The sequence below is a fragment of the Arthrobacter sp. 9AX genome (assembly GCF_902506095.1).
Classification (GTDB): Bacteria; Actinomycetota; Actinomycetes; order Actinomycetales; family Micrococcaceae; genus Arthrobacter.
Genome location: NZ_LR733293.1, coordinates 3,957,194 through 3,978,613, shown reverse-complemented (window position 1 = coordinate 3,978,613; position 21,420 = coordinate 3,957,194). Strand labels below are relative to the sequence as shown.

At 57.7% G+C, this 21,420-nt stretch carries 19 protein-coding genes and 1 pseudogene; 12 read left to right on the top strand and 8 right to left on the bottom strand.

The annotated features are described in order from the left end of the window. Nucleotides 1-53 precede the first annotated feature (53 nt). Complete coding sequence (locus BACI348_RS18455; protein WP_159828965.1) at nt 54-725, bottom strand: LuxR C-terminal-related transcriptional regulator; 672 nt, start codon at nt 723-725, stop codon at nt 54-56. A gap of 262 nt (nt 726-987) precedes the next feature. Between BACI348_RS18455 and BACI348_RS18450 the strand changes: the two genes are divergently transcribed. Together BACI348_RS18450 and BACI348_RS18445 are read left to right on the top strand one after the other, a co-directional pair. Next, on the top strand, nt 988-1,332 hold the full coding sequence (locus BACI348_RS18450; protein ID WP_159828962.1) for a hypothetical protein: 345 nt from the start codon (nt 988-990) through the stop codon (nt 1,330-1,332). A 395-nt stretch (nt 1,333-1,727) separates the two neighbouring features. Continuing rightward, nucleotides 1,728-2,564, top strand: coding sequence for a hypothetical protein (locus BACI348_RS18445; RefSeq protein WP_159828959.1), 837 nt, complete (start codon nt 1,728-1,730; stop codon nt 2,562-2,564). 231 nt (nt 2,565-2,795) lie between these two features. On the opposite strand, the gene BACI348_RS18440 is transcribed toward BACI348_RS18445, so the two are convergent. Beyond that, nucleotides 2,796-3,566 (bottom strand): hypothetical protein, encoded by a 771-nt coding sequence (locus BACI348_RS18440; RefSeq protein WP_159828956.1) that lies wholly within the window; start codon nt 3,564-3,566, stop codon nt 2,796-2,798. Between the two features lie 1,627 nt (nt 3,567-5,193). Here BACI348_RS18440 and BACI348_RS20805 point away from each other — a divergent pair. Both BACI348_RS20805 and BACI348_RS18430 read left to right on the top strand, forming a co-directional pair. Further along, nucleotides 5,194-5,535, top strand: a complete 342-nt coding sequence (locus tag BACI348_RS20805; RefSeq protein ID WP_236557630.1) for a DUF7793 family protein — start codon at nt 5,194-5,196, stop codon at nt 5,533-5,535. A gap of 323 nt (nt 5,536-5,858) precedes the next feature. Beyond that, on the top strand, nt 5,859-6,017 hold the full coding sequence (locus BACI348_RS18430; RefSeq protein WP_159828950.1) for a hypothetical protein: 159 nt from the start codon (nt 5,859-5,861) through the stop codon (nt 6,015-6,017). A gap of 713 nt (nt 6,018-6,730) precedes the next feature. On the opposite strand, the gene BACI348_RS18425 is transcribed toward BACI348_RS18430, so the two are convergent. From BACI348_RS18425 to BACI348_RS18410, 4 genes are all read right to left on the bottom strand, one after another. Continuing rightward, nucleotides 6,731-8,578 (bottom strand): hypothetical protein, encoded by a 1,848-nt coding sequence (locus BACI348_RS18425; protein WP_159828947.1) that lies wholly within the window; start codon nt 8,576-8,578, stop codon nt 6,731-6,733. A gap of 57 nt (nt 8,579-8,635) precedes the next feature. Continuing rightward, a complete protein-coding gene (locus BACI348_RS18420) occupies nt 8,636-9,586 on the bottom strand; it encodes a carbohydrate ABC transporter permease (protein WP_201298456.1) in 951 nt (316 codons plus the stop codon). Nucleotides 9,587-9,588: 2 nt separating this feature from the next. Next, a complete protein-coding gene (locus tag BACI348_RS18415) occupies nt 9,589-10,458 on the bottom strand; it encodes a carbohydrate ABC transporter permease (RefSeq protein ID WP_159828944.1) in 870 nt (289 codons plus the stop codon). Nucleotides 10,459-10,644: 186 nt separating this feature from the next. Beyond that, the gene (locus BACI348_RS18410; protein WP_159828941.1) at nt 10,645-12,015 is read right to left on the bottom strand and encodes an ABC transporter substrate-binding protein; all 1,371 of its coding nucleotides are present in this window, start codon (nt 12,013-12,015) and stop codon (nt 10,645-10,647) included. Between the two features lie 364 nt (nt 12,016-12,379). Between BACI348_RS18410 and BACI348_RS18405 the strand changes: the two genes are divergently transcribed. From BACI348_RS18405 to BACI348_RS20790, 6 genes and pseudogenes are all read left to right on the top strand, one after another. Beyond that, nucleotides 12,380-13,453 (top strand): LacI family DNA-binding transcriptional regulator, encoded by a 1,074-nt coding sequence (locus tag BACI348_RS18405; RefSeq protein WP_159828938.1) that lies wholly within the window; start codon nt 12,380-12,382, stop codon nt 13,451-13,453. Nucleotides 13,454-13,625: 172 nt separating this feature from the next. After that, nucleotides 13,626-14,519 (top strand): sugar phosphate isomerase/epimerase family protein, encoded by an 894-nt coding sequence (locus tag BACI348_RS18400; RefSeq protein WP_159828935.1) that lies wholly within the window; start codon nt 13,626-13,628, stop codon nt 14,517-14,519. Next, complete coding sequence (locus BACI348_RS18395; protein WP_159828932.1) at nt 14,512-15,567, top strand: Gfo/Idh/MocA family protein; 1,056 nt, start codon at nt 14,512-14,514, stop codon at nt 15,565-15,567. The genes BACI348_RS18400 and BACI348_RS18395 overlap by 8 nt, the downstream gene beginning before the upstream one ends. After that, on the top strand, nt 15,564-17,876 hold the full coding sequence (yicI, locus tag BACI348_RS18390) for an alpha-xylosidase (protein ID WP_159828929.1): 2,313 nt from the start codon (nt 15,564-15,566) through the stop codon (nt 17,874-17,876). Before BACI348_RS18395 ends, yicI begins: the two co-directional genes overlap by 4 nt. Nucleotides 17,877-18,098: 222 nt before the next feature. Further along, nucleotides 18,099-18,239, top strand: a pseudogene (locus BACI348_RS20935) (LacI family DNA-binding transcriptional regulator); the annotation flags it as partial. 267 nt (nt 18,240-18,506) lie between these two features. Then, on the top strand, nt 18,507-18,683 hold the full coding sequence (locus BACI348_RS20790) for a hypothetical protein (protein ID WP_236557734.1): 177 nt from the start codon (nt 18,507-18,509) through the stop codon (nt 18,681-18,683). Nucleotides 18,684-19,485: 802 nt separating this feature from the next. Here the strand turns inward: BACI348_RS20790 and BACI348_RS18380 are convergent. After that, a complete protein-coding gene (locus BACI348_RS18380; RefSeq protein WP_201298455.1) occupies nt 19,486-20,349 on the bottom strand; it encodes a fumarylacetoacetate hydrolase family protein in 864 nt (287 codons plus the stop codon). A 137-nt stretch (nt 20,350-20,486) separates the two neighbouring features. On the opposite strand from BACI348_RS18380, the gene BACI348_RS18375 reads away from it, so the two are divergent. Both BACI348_RS18375 and BACI348_RS21145 read left to right on the top strand, forming a co-directional pair. Continuing rightward, complete coding sequence (locus tag BACI348_RS18375) at nt 20,487-20,861, top strand: dienelactone hydrolase family protein (RefSeq protein WP_159828926.1); 375 nt, start codon at nt 20,487-20,489, stop codon at nt 20,859-20,861. After that, a complete protein-coding gene (locus tag BACI348_RS21145) occupies nt 20,810-21,058 on the top strand; it encodes a dienelactone hydrolase family protein (protein ID WP_442858512.1) in 249 nt (82 codons plus the stop codon). Before BACI348_RS18375 ends, BACI348_RS21145 begins: the two co-directional genes overlap by 52 nt. 70 nt (nt 21,059-21,128) lie before the next feature. Here BACI348_RS21145 and BACI348_RS18365 read toward each other — a convergent pair whose 3' ends face one another. Further along, nucleotides 21,129-21,395, bottom strand: a complete 267-nt coding sequence (locus BACI348_RS18365; RefSeq protein ID WP_201298454.1) for a hypothetical protein — start codon at nt 21,393-21,395, stop codon at nt 21,129-21,131. Nucleotides 21,396-21,420: the final 25 nt, after the last annotated feature.

Sequence of the window (21,420 nt, the reverse complement as noted above, 5' to 3'; positions counted from 1 at the left end):
AAGCGGTGCGTATCCCTAGCCGAAATTCCACTGCCCAAGGATGCCAACACGAGTCACCGCTTCCGCAGAGGCAGCAGCGGTGGAAGAATGCCGTCCTCAACGGCCCGGCGGTAAAGGTCGATCTTAGTGCTGGCCGGGCGGCCTGCGGCCTCATATTTTTCGCGGATCCGGTCAATATTCTTCTTGACGGTGCTTTCGGCAATACCCATCCGCCGTGCAACCTGGTATTGACCAAGACCCGCCGCGTATAAGGCGATGCACTCGCGCTCCCGATCCGAGAGGTTGGCTTCGACGAAGTCCGTGTCGACCTCGATGGCCGCCGCCAACTCCTGGCTGTCAATCGTTTCCCCAACCGCGATGCGCCGAAGTTTGGCGAACGTATCGGCGATGGGCTCGGATTTCAGGGACACCCCCATTGCCCCATTGGCGATGGCGTCCTGGATTTGCCCGACGTTGTCCCCAAGCGTGAAGACGAGGATCTTGTAACCAGCGGCTGTGAGTTTTGAAACGTTGTCACCAGGATGAGAACCGTCTGCAAGGGAGAGGTCAAGGGCGACGACATCGCAGATACCTTGGCCGGCACCAAGAAAGGCGTCCGCGGTCGGGGCACCACCGATAACCGTGACATGCGGCGTCTTGCTACTGGCTTCACGCGTAGCCGAGGCGGCGAAACCGAGTCGCACCGCTTCGTGATCATCGATAATCCCAGCACGTACTGTTTCCACCCGTTGCCCCCTTTTGTCTGACAGGCATCAAAGAAGATCAGTTTGGGGTTCCACCCGAAATGTTCCAACTGTGACACGCCACATTTCTCCTTTGCGTCATAGAGCTAAGTGGTGTCCACACTTCCGGGGACATGGAGACCTTGCTCCGCTCCTGGCTCGTTCCATGTGCTTGCGCTGCCATTAGGGTCGACCTAATTCACTCGGCGAGGGTCCATCCGGCGAAAGGCAGATCGTGGCCAATATAAGAAAAGCAGCAAGGATAATGGCAACCGCCACGGTACTCATTGGAAGTGGAGTATCACTGGCTTCATGCAGCAGCGCACCGGACATAACAGGCAATTGGTCGGCGGACGACGGCACAGGCACCAAGGTCATTAACGAAGCCGGAGCATGCAGGGGGATGCTTTATTCAGGCGGTAAGCCGCTGGACATTGGCGGGGGCATGTCCTGTTCCCTGTCGGAAAAAGAAGGACCCAACGGCCGCTACTCACTTATTGTGACCCAGCCTCCCAACGAAGCATCCTATCAAGTCCAGTTCGAAGGTAACGACGCAGCCACCATTTACGACAGCAAAGGAACCAAGCTGTACTCGATGACCCGTCTATAAATGCAGCCACCCAAAAACTGCGGGATTCAGCGGCGCAATTGGGGGGCCGCCGCTGAATCCCGCCCTGGGACAGATATTCATCGGAAAAGACCACTATGAAGGCGTGCGAGGGAGACCCGCACGCAGGCCCGGGAATCGAACCGTGCCGGACAGGGGCAACAGTGAAACGTCATCTATCATTTTTTGCTTTGGCGGCACTTTGCTTATTGACTGCCTGCGGAACTTCCGCAGGGACTAATTCACCCCCGGCCACTCCTCCAAGCGCCAGCGAGACGTCGGCCGCTCCTGCGCCCACGGAAACTTCACAAGAAACAGAGCCCATTGAAGGGTACTCGGGGCCTACATCCGGGCCGGTTCTCCTTTTCTGCGACGAGACCAGCTACAGCATCAACGTGATGAATACCGAAACCCTCGGCAGCTCAACCCTGCTCAGCTTCTTTCCGGCGGAATCGCCCACGTTCGATTGCAAGACTGGTTCCTACGACGGTGCGCAAATGGCTGGGCCCCGATACCGCCAAATTTTCTCCGACGACTTCGTGCGTTTAGCCGTGAACTGGACAGACCCTGCCACCAACTCCAAACGGGTTGGGTATGTCGATAGCACCTCAGGCACCACAGTGGATGTGACATCCCTACTGTCCAAAATTGGTGATTTTGTTGCTGCCCCGCAGCACGACAACGCGCTATTCGCGCCCGATGGTCGCTTCTTTTTCCACGACATCAAGGCAAAAACCCACAACTGGATCGATCTTAAAACTAAAGAGCTCCAAAGTAGCCCCGTCGAAGGCAATGGTTCTTCCTGGTGGATCGGCCTCGATGGTCTTCCGGAATCCACCTACAACATGACCGGGATGGGCTACGCCAAGGAGATTCGCACCGCGGATCCAAAACTCGTCATCGACCTTTTCAACGACACTCAGGTCAACAACTGGCTCGACTCCAGTCGGGCTTTGGCGGTCGTGGACGGTCGGCTAGGGGTACTGAGTCCGCTACCGGACGACGTGAACCACCAGGGCGGCGCAGACTTCCTGCCCATCACACCCGAGTCGGACTTCAGAATCCGCAGCTACATTGCCGATCCATCGCTAAAAACAGTATTCTTCACAGCAATGCGAGGGGCTGAAAGATTCTTTTTCACAGTGCCCTCTGACGGGTCCGCGGCACCTACTCGCCACAACCCGCTCAACCCTCAAGAGGACCCGGTCTTTATTGCCTACTTAGAGAAGAAGTGACCACCAGGTTTGCTTTAAAATTTGCTTCCAAACCAGGGCTGTCTTGTCGAGAGCAACAAGTGGTATCTGTGAGTGCTGATGATGCGGCCATTCATACATTCCAGCAGGGCAGCGGGCCTCGGCGACTCCGGCCGGTAGCGCTGACGCTTCCTGTGCCCACGCCAAGCACCGTCGCTGTGTAGGGGCGGTACGGTGCCCTTGCCGGCAGACTGAACGGCACCGGCATACCGACTAGCGGTAGTAGCAGCCGTAGTTGGTTCCAATGAGTGCAGCGCTGTTCAGGAAAGTGCAGAAATCAGTTGGGGTCCGTGCTCCAGGATTGAGCAGGACCTCGCCGATGGTCGTCAGCCCGTGCGGGCTGACTGGAATCTTTCCATGATCAATGATGATGTTGGTTCCGCCAGTGCCGGTAACCACGGGCGTCCTGTTGTGTACTGCCGGATCTGTGACCACTTGATCCAAGACGAAGTCCTCATTCAAGTCCTGCACCCAAAAATCAGGCATGGCGTCCGCGTTGCTGTCGCCACCGTATTGCTCAGGGATCGAGTTTTCATTGGTGTCGAACAACCAGATAAGAACTCCATTCAGCCCTGACACGATATTTTGATCCAAGAACCCATTGCCGTCGGTGTCGGCAACATACGGATCATAAAATCCTTCGCCATCGATGTCGTACATGGTGGGCTGGTACTGGCAGTTAGCCACTTCCGGCGTGCAGGTTGCCGAGACTGCTGCGTTCGCCTCAGCGGCAGCCCTAGCCGACTCCTCCGGTGTTGGCCGCGGTGGCAACACGCAATGCGACTCCCCGGCCACGGTGCTGTCTGAGCACTCATCAGTGGCCGTCTCGTCGAGCATTTTGCAAACGTCTTGAACGTTTTGAGCGGAGTTATGGGTGATGTTGAGGGAAACGATGGAAGATTGGGCCGCGTCGGAAAAGACGATTTCGGCTGCTAGCTTCCCGGACTCGAAGTAGAGGAATGGTGGCAGACCTTCTTTGGCCAACGCCGTAACTTCCGCGTCGTCAAGCGCCGAATTATGGACGGCCCCCGTGCTTTAACAGCTAGGTTCAGGCCATCGGGCGCATAGTTCTCCGAGAAGCGTCCCGAAACGTCGAGATTGTCAATAGCCGCGCCGTCGGAGGGGCGGGTAATATCCACAGTTGCGTGGCCCCGGTAGGCCACGTTTATGGTGCCGTCGTCTTTGTGAGTGGACCGGTACTTGATGTCCTGAGCTTCTCCGCTGGTCACTTGAACAGTAGTGCCGCAGGCGGGGACTTCGTAGGGCGCGTAGAACTCTTCCGGGACTGGAACGAACTCGCCGTTTGTGTCCGTCGGCGGCCATGGGCCAACCGGTGAAGGCTCCTCGCCCTGTGTTCCAGCTGCTGCTGTAGTAGAGCCGCTCAACAGCGTGAGCGCAGCGATTGTGGGCGCGCAAAAGTGCCGCAGAAGTTTTCTCATAGTGTTCTCCGATTGGAGGCAGAGGCCCGTCGCTGAACATCGGGCCCTGTCAGAAGTGGCTTTAACGTGTGTGCCGGCACGGCGACCAGACTATTCCCGGACGGCAAGCGAACGCCGCAACTACCCCCAAGCAACCACAACGTAAGCCCGGCGAATGACCAAGTCAACGCATATCGCGGATTCAGGTAGAAATAGGGTAGGGGAGTCGTGTTTGTGGCCGATCTGCTGACGGCAGAAGTTCCGTCGCACATCCTGCAGGCTGACCTTGAAGTTGGCTAGCCCTGATCCGTGTCGAGCCGGTACACCCGGTTGGCAAACCCGCCATCGACGTTGGCGAACCCGCCATCGACGCGAATCAACGGCCCGATCGGCGCGCCCAAATGCCAAAGGTTCATCCACTAATCCTAGGAGCTGGCGGTTCGTCCATGCATCGAACTGGCCTGAAGTCGGTTCTCCCCCGCCTGCTTTAAAAGTGCCGAGAATGGATATTCGGTCAAGCGGCCATTGGGGCGCCGCCGAGGGAACCGAAACCCTAGGAGGGTCTGATACGTGTCCCGCCCATTAACGTGTGCGCCAGAATAGGGCGAAATTCAGTTTCACTGACAGTCACTCCATGGCGCTCTCAGACTCCACCCTGACAGAAGGCAAGGGCAGGACACCCGGGTGCGGTGAACCGGGAATCGTTGAAATCGTCCGCGAAATCGGGGCCTGACGGAAAATCTCCTGGGACAGGGACTGGCGATGTTACCTCTCGCAGCTCTACAGCTACAAGAAGAACAGTCCTGAACTCCGCCGACAGGCACATCCTCCCTGGCCAGACGTCCGTGCCGTCAGGGTGGGGTGTGCTGCATTGCGACGCGGTCCTCGAATGTGACCAGCAACCGTAGAAGCCCGGTTTCGGCCCTTCGGCGTTGACCATGAAGCCCCGCCCCCAGGCTCGTATGCTGGCCTCAATACGAAGGTTTACGCAAGATCCGCTGAAGACAAAGACTTGACGCTATATGGGACATAGCCTCATGACATGGTCATTTCATCAGCACCACAGCGATCGCCGGGCGGCAAGAATCCAGCCAATGCACTTTCCCAGTAGCTACGTGACGTGGAGCGCGGCTATCTGTTTGCCAGGTTGTTGAGGAGTTGTCGTGGAACTGGATGGGCCAGAAAGTGACATCGTGACTATTGATCTTTCCTGTCACGGTTACCTGCATGTGCGATGGACACCCGGAGCAGTGGTCACTGAAGTCGAAGCGACCGCTCTGAAGAGCCGCGCGGCTGAGTTAAGTTCAGGGCAGGCCCTTCCAATGCTGGTGGAAATGGCCAGCATGAAGTCGATCCATCGCCGGGCCACAGAGATTTTCTCAGCCCCGTGGCCGCTCGAGCGGATGGCCCTCGTGGGTGCCAGTCCCGTAGACGAAGTCCTAGCCTGCTTTTATGCCTCCCGGCATACTCATTCGTGTCCGACGCGGTTCTTCACATCACTGGACGAGGCGATGACCTGGCTGACCGTCTTTTAACACGAAGCTCTCCAAGTGCACGCATACATCCGAGCGCTCAGAACCTCGGAGGCCCTCGAGCTCCTCACTGACCAAGACTCGTGGAAGCGATCATTTGAGGGCATAGCCGAGGCCAGTGGATTCAAGAATCTGCAAGCCATGCGTCGGGCCGTCCGGGAGTCAACCGGACTATCCCTCAGAGACTCGCAAGGAAATCCAGAACTGTCGCGGATCCATGCCGCCGAGCTCAGAAAGCTGACCGAACCATAAGGCCCGCAGTACCAAGAGAGTGACACTAGGAATAACGGTGTGTGGCGTCTGGCCTGATGCGAGAGGAGACGGCCGTGTCTAAGCCCACGACTGAGATGGCAGGGGTGATGATCGATCCTGTGACGGGAGAGATCATCGATTCGAAGGAGCTTGCGGAGCGGTTGCTCGCGCAGGCCAAGGAACAGGCCGTGAGCCCGGTAGGTCCCTGCGGGCATGCCGTTGCTGAATCCTAGGGGGCAGAAACGACAACAAGGCCTGCTTCACGGTCCGCCAAGACTTTTGAAGTACGGACGCTAGCGTCAGAGTAGAGCGAAATTCCGTTTTCTGGACAGTGGCTCATGCTGCTCTCAGATCCCACCCTGACAGTCGGAGGGGAAGGAGACCGGGTCGGGGAGCCCGAGAATAGGCGAAATAGTGCTTGGGACAGCGACGGCCAACTCACATGTTGTGCCTGGGCGGTCGTCGGAGAACATGCCGGAGCTCGGCCGGTAGCCGAGATCCTCCCTTGTCAAAAGCCCCGTACGTCAGGTTGGGGTGTAGTTCAGCTTGTGACCCGCCGCGGAACTCTGCCCTGTAGTAGGGATTGGGCGAACAGGTTGCAACTATTCAATCGTCTGGTTCCCCGGTTGAAACCAGGCGCCGTCGGGCTCCTGACTGCTGTGAGCCAGCAACCGCATGAGGCGTCTACTGCCCTATCTCTTAATAAGCCAGGTCATCGTGGACCAACGCGATTAATTCCGAGATCGGATATGGCGAATGACGCCACTCCATCAATGGAGGGCGTCATTCGTCACGGTCACGGCTGTTCCGTCAGGTGGTAGTGGCGTCCTCTACTGCGAGATCTTCAATGATGTCCTCGAGGACGAGCATGCCCGCTGTGTTGTGGTTGGCGCCACACATGCGGGCACACGACCACCGATGCTGGTGAGCGGTGGCGAGGAGGTCGTCAGCGAAGACGGCTTATCTTGTAATTCACAGCGCCACGGCCTTGAAGGTCGAGTCTGACGAGCCCCACCAGGCCGTGTCGGGATTCGTATCCGTGTGCAAGATGGACGGCCTTTTCAGTCGGTCGATCTGCAGTAATCCGGAGCACTTCATCACCGGATGTGAGGGTAACTTCGCTTCCGTGTATTTCTACCTCGGTTTGAAACCCGTCCCCGCGGTCACGCAGGTAGGGGATGAACAAGCTGTGAGGATGGTCACCAATTCCCTCCTCGACGATGACGGAGTCGTCCGCGAGGGACAGGTTGATTTGATAATCGAACAGAACCGCCTCGCTTTCCCCTCCAGTCCAATAGGTGCGGATTTCGGCTGCGACTTTTGCTGTGCCTGTCAGGGACGTCCCGTCACTTTCGAAAGAACGTTCCTGGGTGGGTTTCATGGCCGAGACGGGGTGAATTGATCCGTTGTCGGTTCGGTACCCCACGCCAAGTGTGAAGGGTGTTTGGTTGGAAAGACGGTGCGCCTCTGGGTCACCGTCGGGGCGTCCGTAATGAGTTTGTCCCCCGAAGCGTAGCCTGCGGCCAACACCTGTTGTTATGTCGGCAATGCCGAGTGGGTCGTAGCCGGGGAAGGGTGCGAGGTTGACGTGCACGGACCAATCCTCGCCATGGATTAGTGAACGATAGACGGGGCTTTCTTCCACATGTGTTCGTGTCGTCTTGTTGTTCTCAGGGGTACCGGAGCCGGTAAAGCCCTCTAATACAGCGGTGGCAAGGTAGCCCAGTGGAAGGCTCACATAGTGCGCGTCCATGGTGTAGACCTCGTGACCTATGCGCCAGTTTGCAGGGAAGGCGTTTTCAACGGGACTGAGGCTGCCGTCCTGCCTTAGGCATGCTTGTGCTGCGGCGAAGCTGCGCAAGGATGCTGCTGTTGCCTCTGCTGCAAGTTCCGGTTCGCTGTCGGCCAGGAGCAGGCCGGCGTGGTGGAAGTACCAGGTCTGTCCAGTGAGGTTCCACAGATGAGCGGTGCTGCGGTAAGCACTGGCCAGTGAACCGGAGGAAAGCTGGACTCCCAGGCTGCGTTTGGTTCCGCTGGACAGGAGGATTCGAAGGTCCTTTTCGTATACCCCGTCGTATCCTTCCACCAGGAGTTCGAGGAGGTGGACTCTGCACCACATATCGTAAGAGTTGGGTACGCCGGGCTCCCGGTAGAAGCCGTTTTCAAGGTCGATGGCGCTGGTCCAGTCGATTTCGACTCCTGTAGCTTCTCGGAGTTCTCGGTAAAAGCCGTGGTCGACGTCAGCGTTCTCGCTGAAAAATGGTTCTAGCCAGGCATCGATGTCCAGGATGGAGTGGGGGGACATCCCTTCTTTAATGCGCTGCCATTCCCCCAGAATCCATACTGCTGCCCAGTTCACGGGCGGCATCTCTGAAAATGCCCGGGGAACGTCAACGGCGCGGATCTTGTCCTCAATATCCTGAAGTCCCGGTGTGCCAAGTTCCTTCAACAGACGGTAAGTGCGCATGACCGGTGGCCACATGAAGTCGCGAAGGTTTCGGAAGCTGGGGCTACCGACTCCGTGCGTGTAATCTGCGGCGGCCGGATGTGGGTCGTTGTCATCAAGAAGGTGCTTGAGTGTTGCTTCTAAGCCACGTTTGGCACGATCAGCCCATACTGCGGTTTGGTCATCCGCCGCTGTGCTTGCAAGAACAGCGCTTACGTAGGCGTAGTAGGGAGTCCCGTACTGCGTTGGCTCGTGGAAAACCGGGTCATTGAGTTCCCCGGAGGGCTGGAAACCGGGGGCGAGGGCAACCGCGCCCTGGTGCAAGAGCTTCAAAGCTGGGCTGTTCACTATTTCTCCTATTCAAATGGTTTGGCACACCCATCAGGGTGCTGTGAGGCAGGCACTTTAGACGCCGGTCATTGATCCTGCGCTTAGCCCCTGCACCATGCGTCGTTGCAGCAACAGGTACAGCAAGACGACCGGGACGGAGCTGACAACCCCGGCTGCCATGAGTTGGCCGTAGAGGGGGATTCCTGTCCCCGCGGCATTGTTGGCAAACTGCTCGACCGCGACAGCAAGGGTGTGAGTCTCAGAGCGGGTGAGGACGCTGGCAAAGAGGACGTCGTTCCATCCGACGAGGAAGGCGAATACGAAAGCAACAACCATGGCTGGTGCTGCCAGGGGGAGGATGACGCGGAAAAGCGCGCTCACCCGCGTGCAGCCGTCGACAAAGGCTGCTTCTTCAAGTTCTCGCGGGATGGTTCGCATGTAATTGACCATGAGCCAGGTCGAGAGTGGAAGTCCGAATGTCATGTAGGTGAGGATGATGGCGTGGTAGCTGCCGATGAATTGAATGCCCACGACGGTCTGGATCCACGAAAAGATCACGAACAGTGGCAGGAGGATGGTGGTTCCAGGCACGGTTTGCGTGCCAATAAGTGAGTAGAGGAACGTTTTTTGTCCCCGGAATTTCCAACGGGCAAGCGGGTATGCGGCGAGCGATCCCAGCAGAACCGAAAGTAGTGATGAGGTTCCGGCGATCAGAATTGTGTTCAACAAGCCAGAGGCCAAGGGGGCTTCAGCCCACATCGTGACGTAGTTGCCAAATGCGAGGTTGGTGAATCCGACCTCGCCCAGGGCAACTTTAGAGTCGGGAGTTACGGAGAGCAACAGCATGTATCCGACCGGTATGAGAACGGCCCCAAGACAGGCGATGACGACAAGGCGGCTGATCCATGCGGGCAGCATTCGGTCGACATCTTGCGGCTTCCACCGGCGGCCTCGGGTTGAGGCGGGTACGTGCTGGTCTTTTGTGGCCTTCCGGGCGGATTCGGAAGGTGATTGAAGCGTGGTCATGGCTACTCGATTCGGTTAGCGATCCGCGTCATGCGGATGTAGAAGTAACCCGGAACTATCAGCACCACCATGGTGAGGACGGCTATCGCGCTGGCAAGCCCGTATTCGAAGGAAGTGAAGGCGTAGAAGTAGGTGGCCAAAGGGAGCACTGCGGCAGAGTCCGGGGGCGGGGAGGAAAACATCACGAAGGCGAGGGTGAAGTTTCCAAAGTGGTTAAGCGTCGACAGCAGCACAGCAAGGGCTAGCACGTTACGCAGTTGCGGGAGCACGATGCCGAAGAGTTTGCGGAATGGCCCGGCGCCATCGATTGTTGCTGCTTCGAAATGTTCCCGGGGCACTGTTTGCAGGCCGGCGAGGACCATCAAGTAGATGAAGGGCCAGGTTGCCCAGATATCTGTAAAGGTGAGTGCCCAAAAGGCGTTCGGCCCGATCAGCCAGTATGTATCGATGCTGGAAAGGCCTAGGGCAGCGAGGACCTGAGGTACGAAACCCGTGTTGTTCAGGAACATAATGCGCGCAAGCAGTGCTACCGCAAAGGTAGGGATCACGTACGGGATCAAGAATATTGCCCGGACAATGCCCCGTCCCCGGAAATGGCGATGAGCTGCGATAGCGGCCAAGATCCCGATTGGAGTCACGGCAGCCGTTGTGAGAAGTGAAAATCCGAGGCTTACGCCCAGCGACTGTAGTGCACTCACCCCCAAGACATTGTTGGACTCAAAGGCGGCGGCGAAGTTGGCCAGTCCGATGATCGGCGCGGTCACCCATTCGCGGAGAGTGGAGATATCCAGATCAAGGATGCTCAGGTAGAGCGTGGCGATGACAGGAAGGAAAACGATGACAATCAAGGCCAGGGCGCATGGGATGAGCATCCAGAGGGGTTTATCGGCCCATAAAGCAATTGTCCGCCGGCTCCTGCTTAGGGGGCTCCTATTGGCTGCAGGCGGCGACGGCTGCATTGCCGGTGGAGCTTCTTTGACGGGCACTACAGATCTCTTTTCATTTCGGTGTTCTGATAAAGTACGCGGCGGCCGCAAAGGCGGCCGCCGCGCTGGGGGCTACTTGAGTGCCGACTGGACCGCCTGGTCAGCGTTACTCAGCTGCTCATTGAGGAAGCCTTCGTTCCACTGACCGGAGGTGGCGAGGTTTTCTGCAACCTTATTGACGGTGACGCTTAGCCCAGTCTGGATCTGTGTCCACGCCGGGCTGAACTCGGTGGCTTCCATGTTCGCCTGAATTTCGAGGAATGGCCTTGATTCAGGATGTGACTTGGAGAGCTTTTCGATGCCATCTTTGGTAGTCGGAGCCCACCCCAGAAGCTCGTACTGTTTTTGAATGACGACATCGTTGTTACTCACCTTGGCCAGTTCAAGGGCCAGGTCCTTATTCTTTTCCGCGTATTTGAAAACAGCCCAGAACTGTCCCGAGACAATACTGGCCGCGGGCGTTCCGCCCTCGGGGCGCTCCGTCATACCTTCCGGAACTGAGGGCAGCTGAGCGAAATCGATCTTGCCTTCCACGGGTGTTCCCTTGGCAGCAGACAGAGTGCCGCGGGTGGCGATAGGCAGCATCGCTACCTGGCCCGACGTAAAAGCGGACAGCATCTGGGCACTGTTCCAGCTGAGGGACTCCGGCGGAACAATTTTGTGCTCATAGAACTGCGAGAAGTAGAAGTCCGTGGCCTTCTTTACCTCATCGGTGGAGAGCTGGGCATCCTTGCCATCCTCGGAAACCATGGCCCCACCGAGTTGGTGCGTATAGGACCACACAAATTTCCACGGATCCAGTGGGTCTGCAGGGTCAAAACCAGCGCCGTAGACCCCCGGATTGGCATCCTGAACCTTCTTCGCGGTTGTAATCCATTCGTCCCAGGTCTTGGGAGGCGCAGAAATGCCTGCCTTCTCGAAATATTCCTTGTTGTAGGCAATCACGAAGGGGACACTGAACGATGGGATACCGATGCTGTTATCGGCACCGGCGCCGGATGCGCTGAGCGTCGAGTCGTTCCAGGCTTCCCGGCCGCCTACCCTTTTCCAGTCCTCGGCTGACAGGGTAACAAAGCCCTTTGTTGCTGCCAGGGTGCCTCCAACGGAGCTGCCGTAGCCGATAACGTCCGGTCCTGATCCCGACACCAGTGAAGTCTGAACAATAGTGTTTTGCTGAGCACCCCCGCTATAGAACTGAAAGTTCACAGTGGCTCCGGTGGCCTTGGTGAACTCATCGGACAGGGTTTTGTAGTACTCATCGTACTGAGCTTTCGATCCGGCCCCGGCTGCTGCAACGAGCGCCGTGATGGACCGACCAGCATAGGCGTCGGTACCTGAAGCAGCCGGTTCCGGTGTTGCAGTGCTGCCCCCGGAACATGCCGCCAGGGCTGCTGAGAGCACACCGGCGGTGACAACCGCCAGCACTCCTTTTCTACGGAACACTTATCCTCCAAAAGTAGTATTCGCGGCCCCCTACCCTCATTGGTGGGAGCTCCGCGGCCGCTGTAACGAACGGAAAGCAGCCTCCGGACGCGTCACCTCCTCCTAGGAAGTGGTAAGCGCTTTCCATAACTTATCGACGATCGGGCTCTGTAGCAAGACTTTTTTTGTAGGTTCTTTTGAACTATCAGCGAAAGCCACGGCCAGTCGCCGGTAAACGTTGTCCAGCGTGGAGAGCTAATGACAGAATGACCCAGAAGGTTAGCTCCCCCAAGGCGCTCCCCGGAACCGGCCCCAGAAGGTTCTTTTGCGGCGCAGGTTCACTTGATCCTCATGCCGTTCTTGGCATCACCTGAAAGGCATCCCGTTGTCATCACCTCAGTCATCGGCACCGACGCTCCTCGAAGTCGCTAAGGAAGCTGGAGTTTCCATTGCCACCGCCTCCCGGGTGCTAAACGGCGGCCCCAGGACGCCGAGCGAGGAGAACAGGAAGAAGGTCCTGGAGGCGGCAGCCCGAATGGATTACAGGCCTAATGCTGCAGCCCAGGCTGTTGCCAAGGGACGCGCCAATGCCATCGGCCTGATCGTGCACGACATTACTGATCCGTACTTTGCGGCCGTTGCAGCCGCGGTCCTGGAAGCTGCGGAAACCAAAGGAATCACGACAACCGTTGCGGATACGCGAAGGCAGCCAGCACGCGAAGCGACCCTGATCTCCGATCTCCATGAACAAAGAGTGCGGGCGGTAATAATTGCCGGCAGCCGGACCACGGACAAAACCATTCAGCGCGTTGTTCACCGCGAGGTAGAGGCGTTTACCGCTGCGGGAGGAAAGTTGGTGATGATCAGCGAGCCGCAGCCAAACGTCAGCACAGTAACCGTAGAAAATCGGGCAGCATCACGGGAACTGGCACAAAAGCTCGTAGCTCTTGGCCACCGCGAATTTGCGGTACTTGCGGGGCCTTCCCAAGTCCGCACATCAAATGACAGGGTGGCAGGTTTTCGACGTGGCCTCGCAGACTTCGGCATCGAACTTGCCCGGCGGCAAGTGTTCATCAACGCCTTCGATCGCGATGGCGGCTATGCAGCAGCGACGGAATGGGCGCAGGCAGGAGGTCGCGGTACCTGTCTGTTCGCAGTCAACGACGTGATGGCGATTGGAGCTATGGCCGCACTCAGAAACCTGGGGTATACCCTCCCCGAAGATGTTTCCGTCGCAGGCTTCGATGACATCCCTTCCATCAGAGACTTCACCCCTTCCCTAACCACGGTGCGCATCCCCCTGGCCTCCCTTGGAGCCGAAGCCGTCAGGCTTGTGCTCCGACCCGAGGATGGATCCGCTGTAGTCACCACCTATGGGGGCGAGGTCGTTCTGCGAGACAGTACGCGGCCGATATCTGGGGCTGATAGGCCGGTCCCCTTTGCTGGCAGGGCGTCTTAACCGCCAGCTCCTGGCCCCGCAGTAAGGGCTGCCGGACGCCATTTCTAGTTTCCGGGTTCGTGCTCGGGAACCATGGCCTTCCAGCTTGCCGGACCCTTGGCACACTATTGACACCCCTTCCCAAAATATGCCATTTTGGGTGGTAAGCGCTTACCAAGAAAAGAGAACACTGATGGCATACAAGCTGGGCTCCTTTAGTGACGACCTCCATTCGCAGTTTGAACCTGCGGCACAGATAGCGGCCGCGGAAGGCCTGGACGGGGTCGCCATACGCAACGTAGGTGGTCGAAACATCGTCGACCTGCCCCCAGAGGAGGTAAGGCGAATCGGCAAATACGCCCGGGAGGTCGGACTCGAAGTCGCGTCTTTAGGTACACAGTATGGGCGCGGGTTCTACCTAGACGACGCGGATGCGCAGCGCCACGCTGAAAGCATCCTCGCCGCCGCGATAGGTCGTGCGGAAATCTTGGATACACCAAACCTTCGCGCTTTCGCACTTTGGCTTCCCGGACAGGACGATCTCAGCGAGTGGGCCCATCGTCCTGCACTTGAACAGTCCATTGACCGGTTGGTTCAGCGTTTGGCTCCTTCTATAGCCATGGCAGAACGAGCAGGGATGACGTTGATGTTCGAACTCGAAGGAGCAAGCTTCGTTGGACGGGTTGCCGAAGCCCGTTACCTGTTCCAAGCCTTGGATTCGCCGGCCGTGGCTTTGTGCTGGGATGTCTGCAACGGATGGTGGTCCGGTGAAAACCCCCTGGATGGTCTCGCCGCCCTTCAAGGCCTTAGAACTGTGGACGTCCAAACGAAGGACGTTCCGGCACTGGCCGGCGATGCCAGCAAAGCGTCATTCGGCAGAGCGGTGGTTGGCTCTGGCGATGTTCCCTATGACGTCATTATCCCCGCCCTTATCGACTCCGGCTACGAAGGCTATTTCACCGTCGAACGCGTTTATCACCCCCAAAAACCCGAGGATCATCCCCAGCTCCAGCAGGACACCATTTCGGATATCCACAACTTGAAGCGGATTGCCGCTGCCACAACACAGAAGGAAAAGAATGACTGATCAAATCGGCTATGCCATCGTCGGGCTGGGTTACGGAGGTACGCGCTGTGAGATGCTGCAGCAGACCCCGAATTCAAGGCTCGCTGCCGTCGTCGATCGCAACGAAGATCGGGCCAGAGAGTACGGCGAAAAGTATTCCGTGCCGTGGTTCACCAATACAGAGGATGTGCTGTCACGAGATGATGTCGACGTAGTCGGTATTTACACTCCCAGCGGTCTTCACCTGGAGACTGCTCTTCACGTCGCCGCCGCCGGAAAGCATCTGCTGCTCACCAAACCGATGGAAGTGTCTCTGGAACGTTGCGACGAAATTATTCGGGCCTGCGAGAGCGCCGGGGTGGAGCTCTTTGGCGAGTTCTACCTTCGCTACCATCCTGACAACTGGCGCCTTAAGCGGGCGATCGACCAAGGTCACCTCGGACAACCGATTTTGGGGGAATTCGGGTTCAAATGCTTCCGCCCCGCCGCCTACTACACGGCAGACGGCGCCTGGCGCCAGACCTGGGAGCTCAATGGTGGGGGAGTGGTCATGAACCAGGCCCTGCACGCCATCGACATGCTCACCTGGTGTCTTGGCGAAGTCGCCTCCGTGCAAGCAGTCACCGGAACCTACTCGCACGAGATCCCCGTGGAGGACACAGCTGCCGCTATTTTCACCATGAAATCAGGGGCGACCGCAGTATTAGTTGGCACCACGACCTTCCAGACCACGAGCGGAATGGATGACGTTTACGGTGGTGGGTTCACCACCCGTGCCGAAGTCAATGGCCAGCGCGGAAGCCTCAGCTTGATTGACGACGAGATCAAGATGGAGAAGCTTGAGCAGGGTCACCTAGGGGAGTACCCCGGTCGGCCGGCCAACGTTTTCGACGACGTTTCGTCCTCGCTGCTGGGCCTGACGCAAAAGTCTCCCACGCTGGCCCGGGCTCGAGAATCCCGGCGGGTGGTAGAGATTGCCCAAGCAATCTACCAATCGGCCGAGTTGAAGCTGCCTGTCGATCCCGGTCAATCCGAGGGACTAAATCAGCCTGCAGGAAATCGACGATGAGGTTCAGTGATGGCTACTGGCGGCCAGCGCCGGGCACAAACGTCCAGTACCCGCAGTCCGTTTACAGAACAGTGGCAACCGACCGGTCGGTCACGGCATATGCTCCACTGCGGGCCATCAACAATCGCCGTAACACGCTAAACAATCCGCTGTTGACAGTCGTCGCATGGTCCCCCCAGCCGGGCATCATCGGGATACGGACCACCCACCACTCCGGCGGTCCGGACCGTAAACCGCGGTTCGAGTTGAATACCCGTGATGACCACGCAGTCACAGTAGACATCGGGACGGATGCCGCCACCCTTACAACAGGTGATCTTTCAGTAACTCTTGGTACCTCTGGAGCCTGGAATCTGACTTTCAATTCCGAGGGCAAACTCCTGACTTCCACGGACAGCAAATCTCTGGGTTATGCCACCGGCGCGGACGGGCGGCACTATCTTCACGAACGGCTCACTATTGACGTTGGCGAGACTCTCTATGGCTTCGGAGAGCGCGCGACGGCATTCGTAAAGAACGGGCAAAGCGTCGAAACCTGGAATAGCGATGGTGGCCCGAGCAGCGACCACGCTTACAAAAGCGTCCCCTTCTACATCAGTAGCAAGGGCTACGGTGTGTTCGTAAATTCTCCCGACAGGGTTTCCTTCGAGGTTGGTTCTGAATTCTCTTCACGCACGCAGTTCAGCGTGCCAGGCCAGGAACTCGAGTACTTCGTCATCGGTGGTGGATCGCCTAAGGAAGTGCTTTCCCGATACACCGCCCTAACAGGTAAGGCCCCTGTGCCACCACCGTGGTCATTCGGGCTATGGCTCAGCACCTCGTTCGTGACTACATACGACGAGAACACCGTGATGCACTTTGTTGACGGGATGAAAGACCGGGACATCCCCATGAGTGTCTTCCATTTTGATTCCTTCTGGATGAAAGAGTTTCAATGGTGCGACTTCGAGTGGAACCGGGATGCCTTTCCGGACCCAGAAGGCATGTTGGAACGCTTAAAGGCCAAAGGCCTCAAGACATCAGTGTGGATTAATCCCTACGTGGCCCAGCAGTCCGCAGTCTTCGATGAAGGAAAAGCGAAGGGATACTTCGTCCGCCGGGCCGACGGAGGCGTTTGGCAGTGGGATACCTGGCAAGCAGGAATGGCCATTGTGGACTTCACCAACCCAGAAGCCTGCGAATGGTTCTCGGGTAAACTGCGGCATTTGCTGGACATGGGCGTCGACTGTTTCAAAACTGATTTTGGTGAGCAGGCCCCCCTGGACGGCGTATTCCACGACGGCTCTGACCCATCCGCAGCCCACAACTACTACAGCTACCTGTACAACAAGACCGTCTTCGAGACAATCACCGAGATGAAAGGCTCAGGGGAAGCTGTCCTCTTTGCGCGATCAGCAACAGCCGGAGGACAACAATTCCCCGTGCATTGGGGCGGTGATCCGGAACCTACATACGTCTCCATGGCCGAAAGCCTTCGCGCCGGGCTGTCTCTGGGTCTATCCGGATTCGCCTTCTGGAGCCACGATATCGGCGGATTCGAGGGAAACCCCACACCGGAACTTTTCATGCGTTGGGCTGCGTTCGGGCTCCTCTCATCACACAGCCGGCTTCACGGGAGTACAACATACAGAGTCCCCTGGGAATTTGGTGACACCGCAACTGAAGTCGTGCGCTCCTTCGTGAAACTGAAGATGAAGTTGATGCCCTACATCTACGGGGCAGCAAAGGAGGCTGAATCAGGTCTTCCACTCATGCGCGCCATGATGCTCGAATTCCCCGAAGATCTGAACTGCCGGTCGCTGGACCGACAGTACATGCTGGGCAGCAATCTCCTCGTAGCACCCGTCTTTTCCGACGCAGGCGAAGTCAGCTATTACGTTCCAGCAGGAGTATGGACCAACTTCTTTACAGGCGAGACCGTGACCGGACCAGCCTGGATAGAAGAGGTCCACGGCCTCGACAGCGTTCCTCTCCTTGTTCGACCCGGCACGGTCATCCCGGTTGGCAGTGTCGACACAGCCCCGGACTACGACTACCGTTCGGACGTAACGCTGGAAATCTATCAACCGGCAGAGGGTTTTACGGACATAAGGGTTCCTTCCGGAGGTGCCGATGAAGCCGGAGCTTTTGCCATCACACGCAAGGGAAAAAGGTTGACCCTAGAGGCCCGGACTCCCTTGAACTGGCGGGTACTCCTGGTCAACAACAGCAAAGCGCAACTGCTCACCTCGGGCAGAATCGAAAATACTCCCCGCGGAGCTTTGGTCACTCCCGACTTGGGAGCAAAGGCGATTCAAATCGAACTTTGATACTTCGGTCGACAGTTCCCAGGACTAGTACTGCCGCTGGTAAGGGTGGCTGGGCATTGAATCAACTGCCCGGCCACCTCCACCTACTGGGCTTCGTCCCCGTCCAGGTCTTGGCGGTGGCTCCAACGCAGTCTAATGGTCGCTTGGGAATTGACACCGAATCCCGAAGCCCTCTCACAAGATCCTTCCTTGCCTTTTCCTACGTAGAAAGGAAGTTGCCCCATGTCCCATGAGTGGCGGATGGCAGACGTAGCGGCTGCCGCCTCTGTTTCTGTCGCAACCGTTTCAAACGTCCTAAATGCGCCCCAATTAGTGAGTGAACGAACGCGGAGAAGAGTAGAAACAGTTATCGCGGATCTCGGATACCGGAGGAACGAACACGCCTACGGGCTCAGACGCAAACGTCGGGAAATGGACGCAGATCCCGCGGGGACTTTAGCGGAGAGCCCTGAAACAGCAACTTCGGAAACTGAGGCTACGCACCCTCCTATCTCCGGCCCTGAGGGCCCCATAACCAACGAAAAACGGCCTGGGGAACACACAGGAAAGCGAGCGGACTGGTCCGGGTATGCTCCACGAAGCCGCGTTGCGCTGTCCATAGCGGGACAAAAGACTGGCGGCGTTGTGGACATGACCATGCGCGATGGCTCGGCAATTTGGGTCTGGGTGGACGGCGGTCGTGGACGCCGACTAATTCATTGGGCCGATGACATCGATGTCAAAGCAGCTCCTAACCCGCTTCGTTCAGATGGAGGCATTGAAGATGATGCACCTATGAAAATGTTCATAAGGGAAAATGGACATTGATCACAACATGAGCCTTGTGGCACTCGCATCCGCCGGGAAACGCGAGCCATTCCCGAGAAGCCTGGCCCAGCAGCCCGGCATAGTGAGCACCGAATCTTCATCGTCCTTAACCATGCCCTCAAGTTTCGCGACGAGCCTCCCGTCGTGCCGAAATCCGGCGAGGAACTCGCTGCTAGTGCCTTATTACTAACACGAAGAGCCGATAACGGATATTTGGTCAAGTGGCCATTGGAGCATGCCCGAGGGAACAGAAACCCTAGGAGGCCCAGATACACATCGCGCCCAACAACGTCGGCGTCAGAGTAGGGCGAAAGTCCATTTCTGCGACAGTCACTCCATGGTGCTCTCAGAATCCATCCTGACAGTCGGGAGGGGAGGACACCTGGGCGCAGTGAACTAAGGATCATCTAAATAGTCCGAAAAATCGGGGCCTGATGTAGATCTCTTAGGACAGGGGCTGTCGATGTTACCTCTTGCAGCTCTACAGGTACCTAAGAACAGCCCTGAACGCCGCCCGAGAGGCGAATCCTCCCTGGCCAGGCGTCCGCGACGTCAGGTTGGGGTGTGGCCTAATTACACGCACATAGCTGTAGCTAGGCTCTCCGGAATTCAACATGCTTCGGTTCCGCTAACTAATGCTCGCGCAGGCCCAATCTCGGCACGCTGCTGTTCAGCCTGATCCTTACAGGGGACTGCCCCCTGGTTTTGTTGCTCCTTGATCTAACGAGCTTGTGATCCCGTGTTTTGCCCAACAACTGCCCCGCGAATCCGGGTCCCCGGCGGAGCGGGCAGGCCATAGCGGCTAAAGCTTTGCGGTTTTTTTGGAGTAGAACTGCTGCCTCAGTTCACCGATGAGGTCCGCCCGGCTGGTGAGTTCGTCTCCATCTGTGAGGTACCTTTTAGGGTTCCGGCCCATGACAACTCCCGGAGGGGTGCCAGTGAAGATCAGGTCGCCCGGATAGAACTCGACGACTTGGGATAGCCGGCTGATGATTGCCGGGGTTGAGAAGATCATGTCGCGGGTTTGACCGGTTTGCACCTCCTCGCCGTTGACGGTGCAGCCGAACGAGATGTCATTCATGTCTTCAAATTCGTCTGGTGTGACGATTTTCGGCCCCACTGGCGCGAAGCCAGCGAAGGACTTACCTAGACTGAACTGGGGTAGAGATCCAGCCAGTTGGCTGTTCCGCTCAGAAATGTCCTGGCCGAGCGTCAGCCCCGCCACATGGCCCCAGGCGTCCTCTTCGCTGATAGCGCGGCCACCGACACCGATAACAGCGACGATTTCAGCCTCCCAGTCCACACCGTTGTCGTCAGGGAGTTCTACACGGGAAATAGGGTCGCACAGTGATGATGCGAACTTGGTGAAGACCATCGGCTCGTCCGGCAACGTCATATTGCTCTCAGCCGCGTGATCGATGTAATTCAGTCCGATGGCGAAGATCTGCCTTGGCCTGGGGACGGGATTCGACCAACGATCAGAACCTTCCGACGCACCCGCGACAGCAGGCCCGTCCGCAGTGGCCGCCCACTCCTTAAACTCGCGCCAGTAGCCGAAGAGCAACGACCCATCCTCGGCGACAAAAATGTTCCCCGCCAGCTTTGGCGACATCGATAAAGGCACCGTTGCCGTTGGCCACCACCAACCGGTGTTCCAGAATTCCAATTCGCATTGCTCGGTCGCCTTTCGCGCTCCACTAAACCTCGGACTGAAGCCATCCTCCCGTTCGATGTGAACCCCATCCTCATCGGACTTGACGGCACGATCACTGCCGTAGATGCCCGCGTGGAGCGCCGGGTGTGATGAACCAAGAGATCGGTATTACGTTTTCCGATTCAGCGAAAGCAAATTACCGCGCTGCGAATGCCGAGGGCCGACCTGCCCTCGGCATCGTCGTCCTGGGCAGCGTCACTGGTCCCAGCCAGTACCTTGATTCCGTGCAGGAATGGCTGTCAGAACTCGGTCACGCGAGTCTGGTCATCGATTACTACTCGGCCGTGGACCGGCCCAGCCTCATGAGCTATGAGGAAAAACTTGCCGGCGCCGCAGCCCTATACTCCTCGGCCACGGTCGGACTGGTCGATGACGCCTCCCGATACCTTCAGAAGCGCTGCGGTCTGTTGCTGTGCTTGGCTTTTGCGTGGGCGGAAGTCTTGCTCTCGCCTGCGCTGCCTTGAACAAGCGGCTCGTTGGCGTGGCAGCCTTATACGGCCAACTGGAGTACCCATTGAAGAACGAGAAGGGGGACGCCATGCCCAGTCCGCTTGCATTGGCGCCGGACATTCAGATTCCAGTCACCGCGCATTTCGGAACGGCTGATCCGGTTCTAGGCTTATCCTGCACGTACGTTACGCCTTCCCGCAGCGTCTGTTAGCTGGGCTGTAGCTCAGTCAGACAGCTTTAGGGTTCAGTGGCAAGTTCCTACGCCTGGGTGAGGAACGAAATTAGGCTGGCTGAAGCTCTAAACGGTCGGATGAAGCAATCGATACTTCTTCGTTCCGGCTCACCTTGTAATGAAAGCCGGCGCATTCTTCGGTCGCCCAGGCTTGGTATAACTCGGTCTTCTCGAAGAGTCGTCTGCCTTCCACCGGTGATTGGACCCAAAGGATCTGGCCGTCTTCGGTGACGGTGTCAACTATGCCGCTACAAATAACGGTACGGTCTTGGCGGATTTGGACGTTGGCCCCCACGAGGGTGCGCCAGTCCTTCACGTGACGGTAAGACATATCTAGCGGC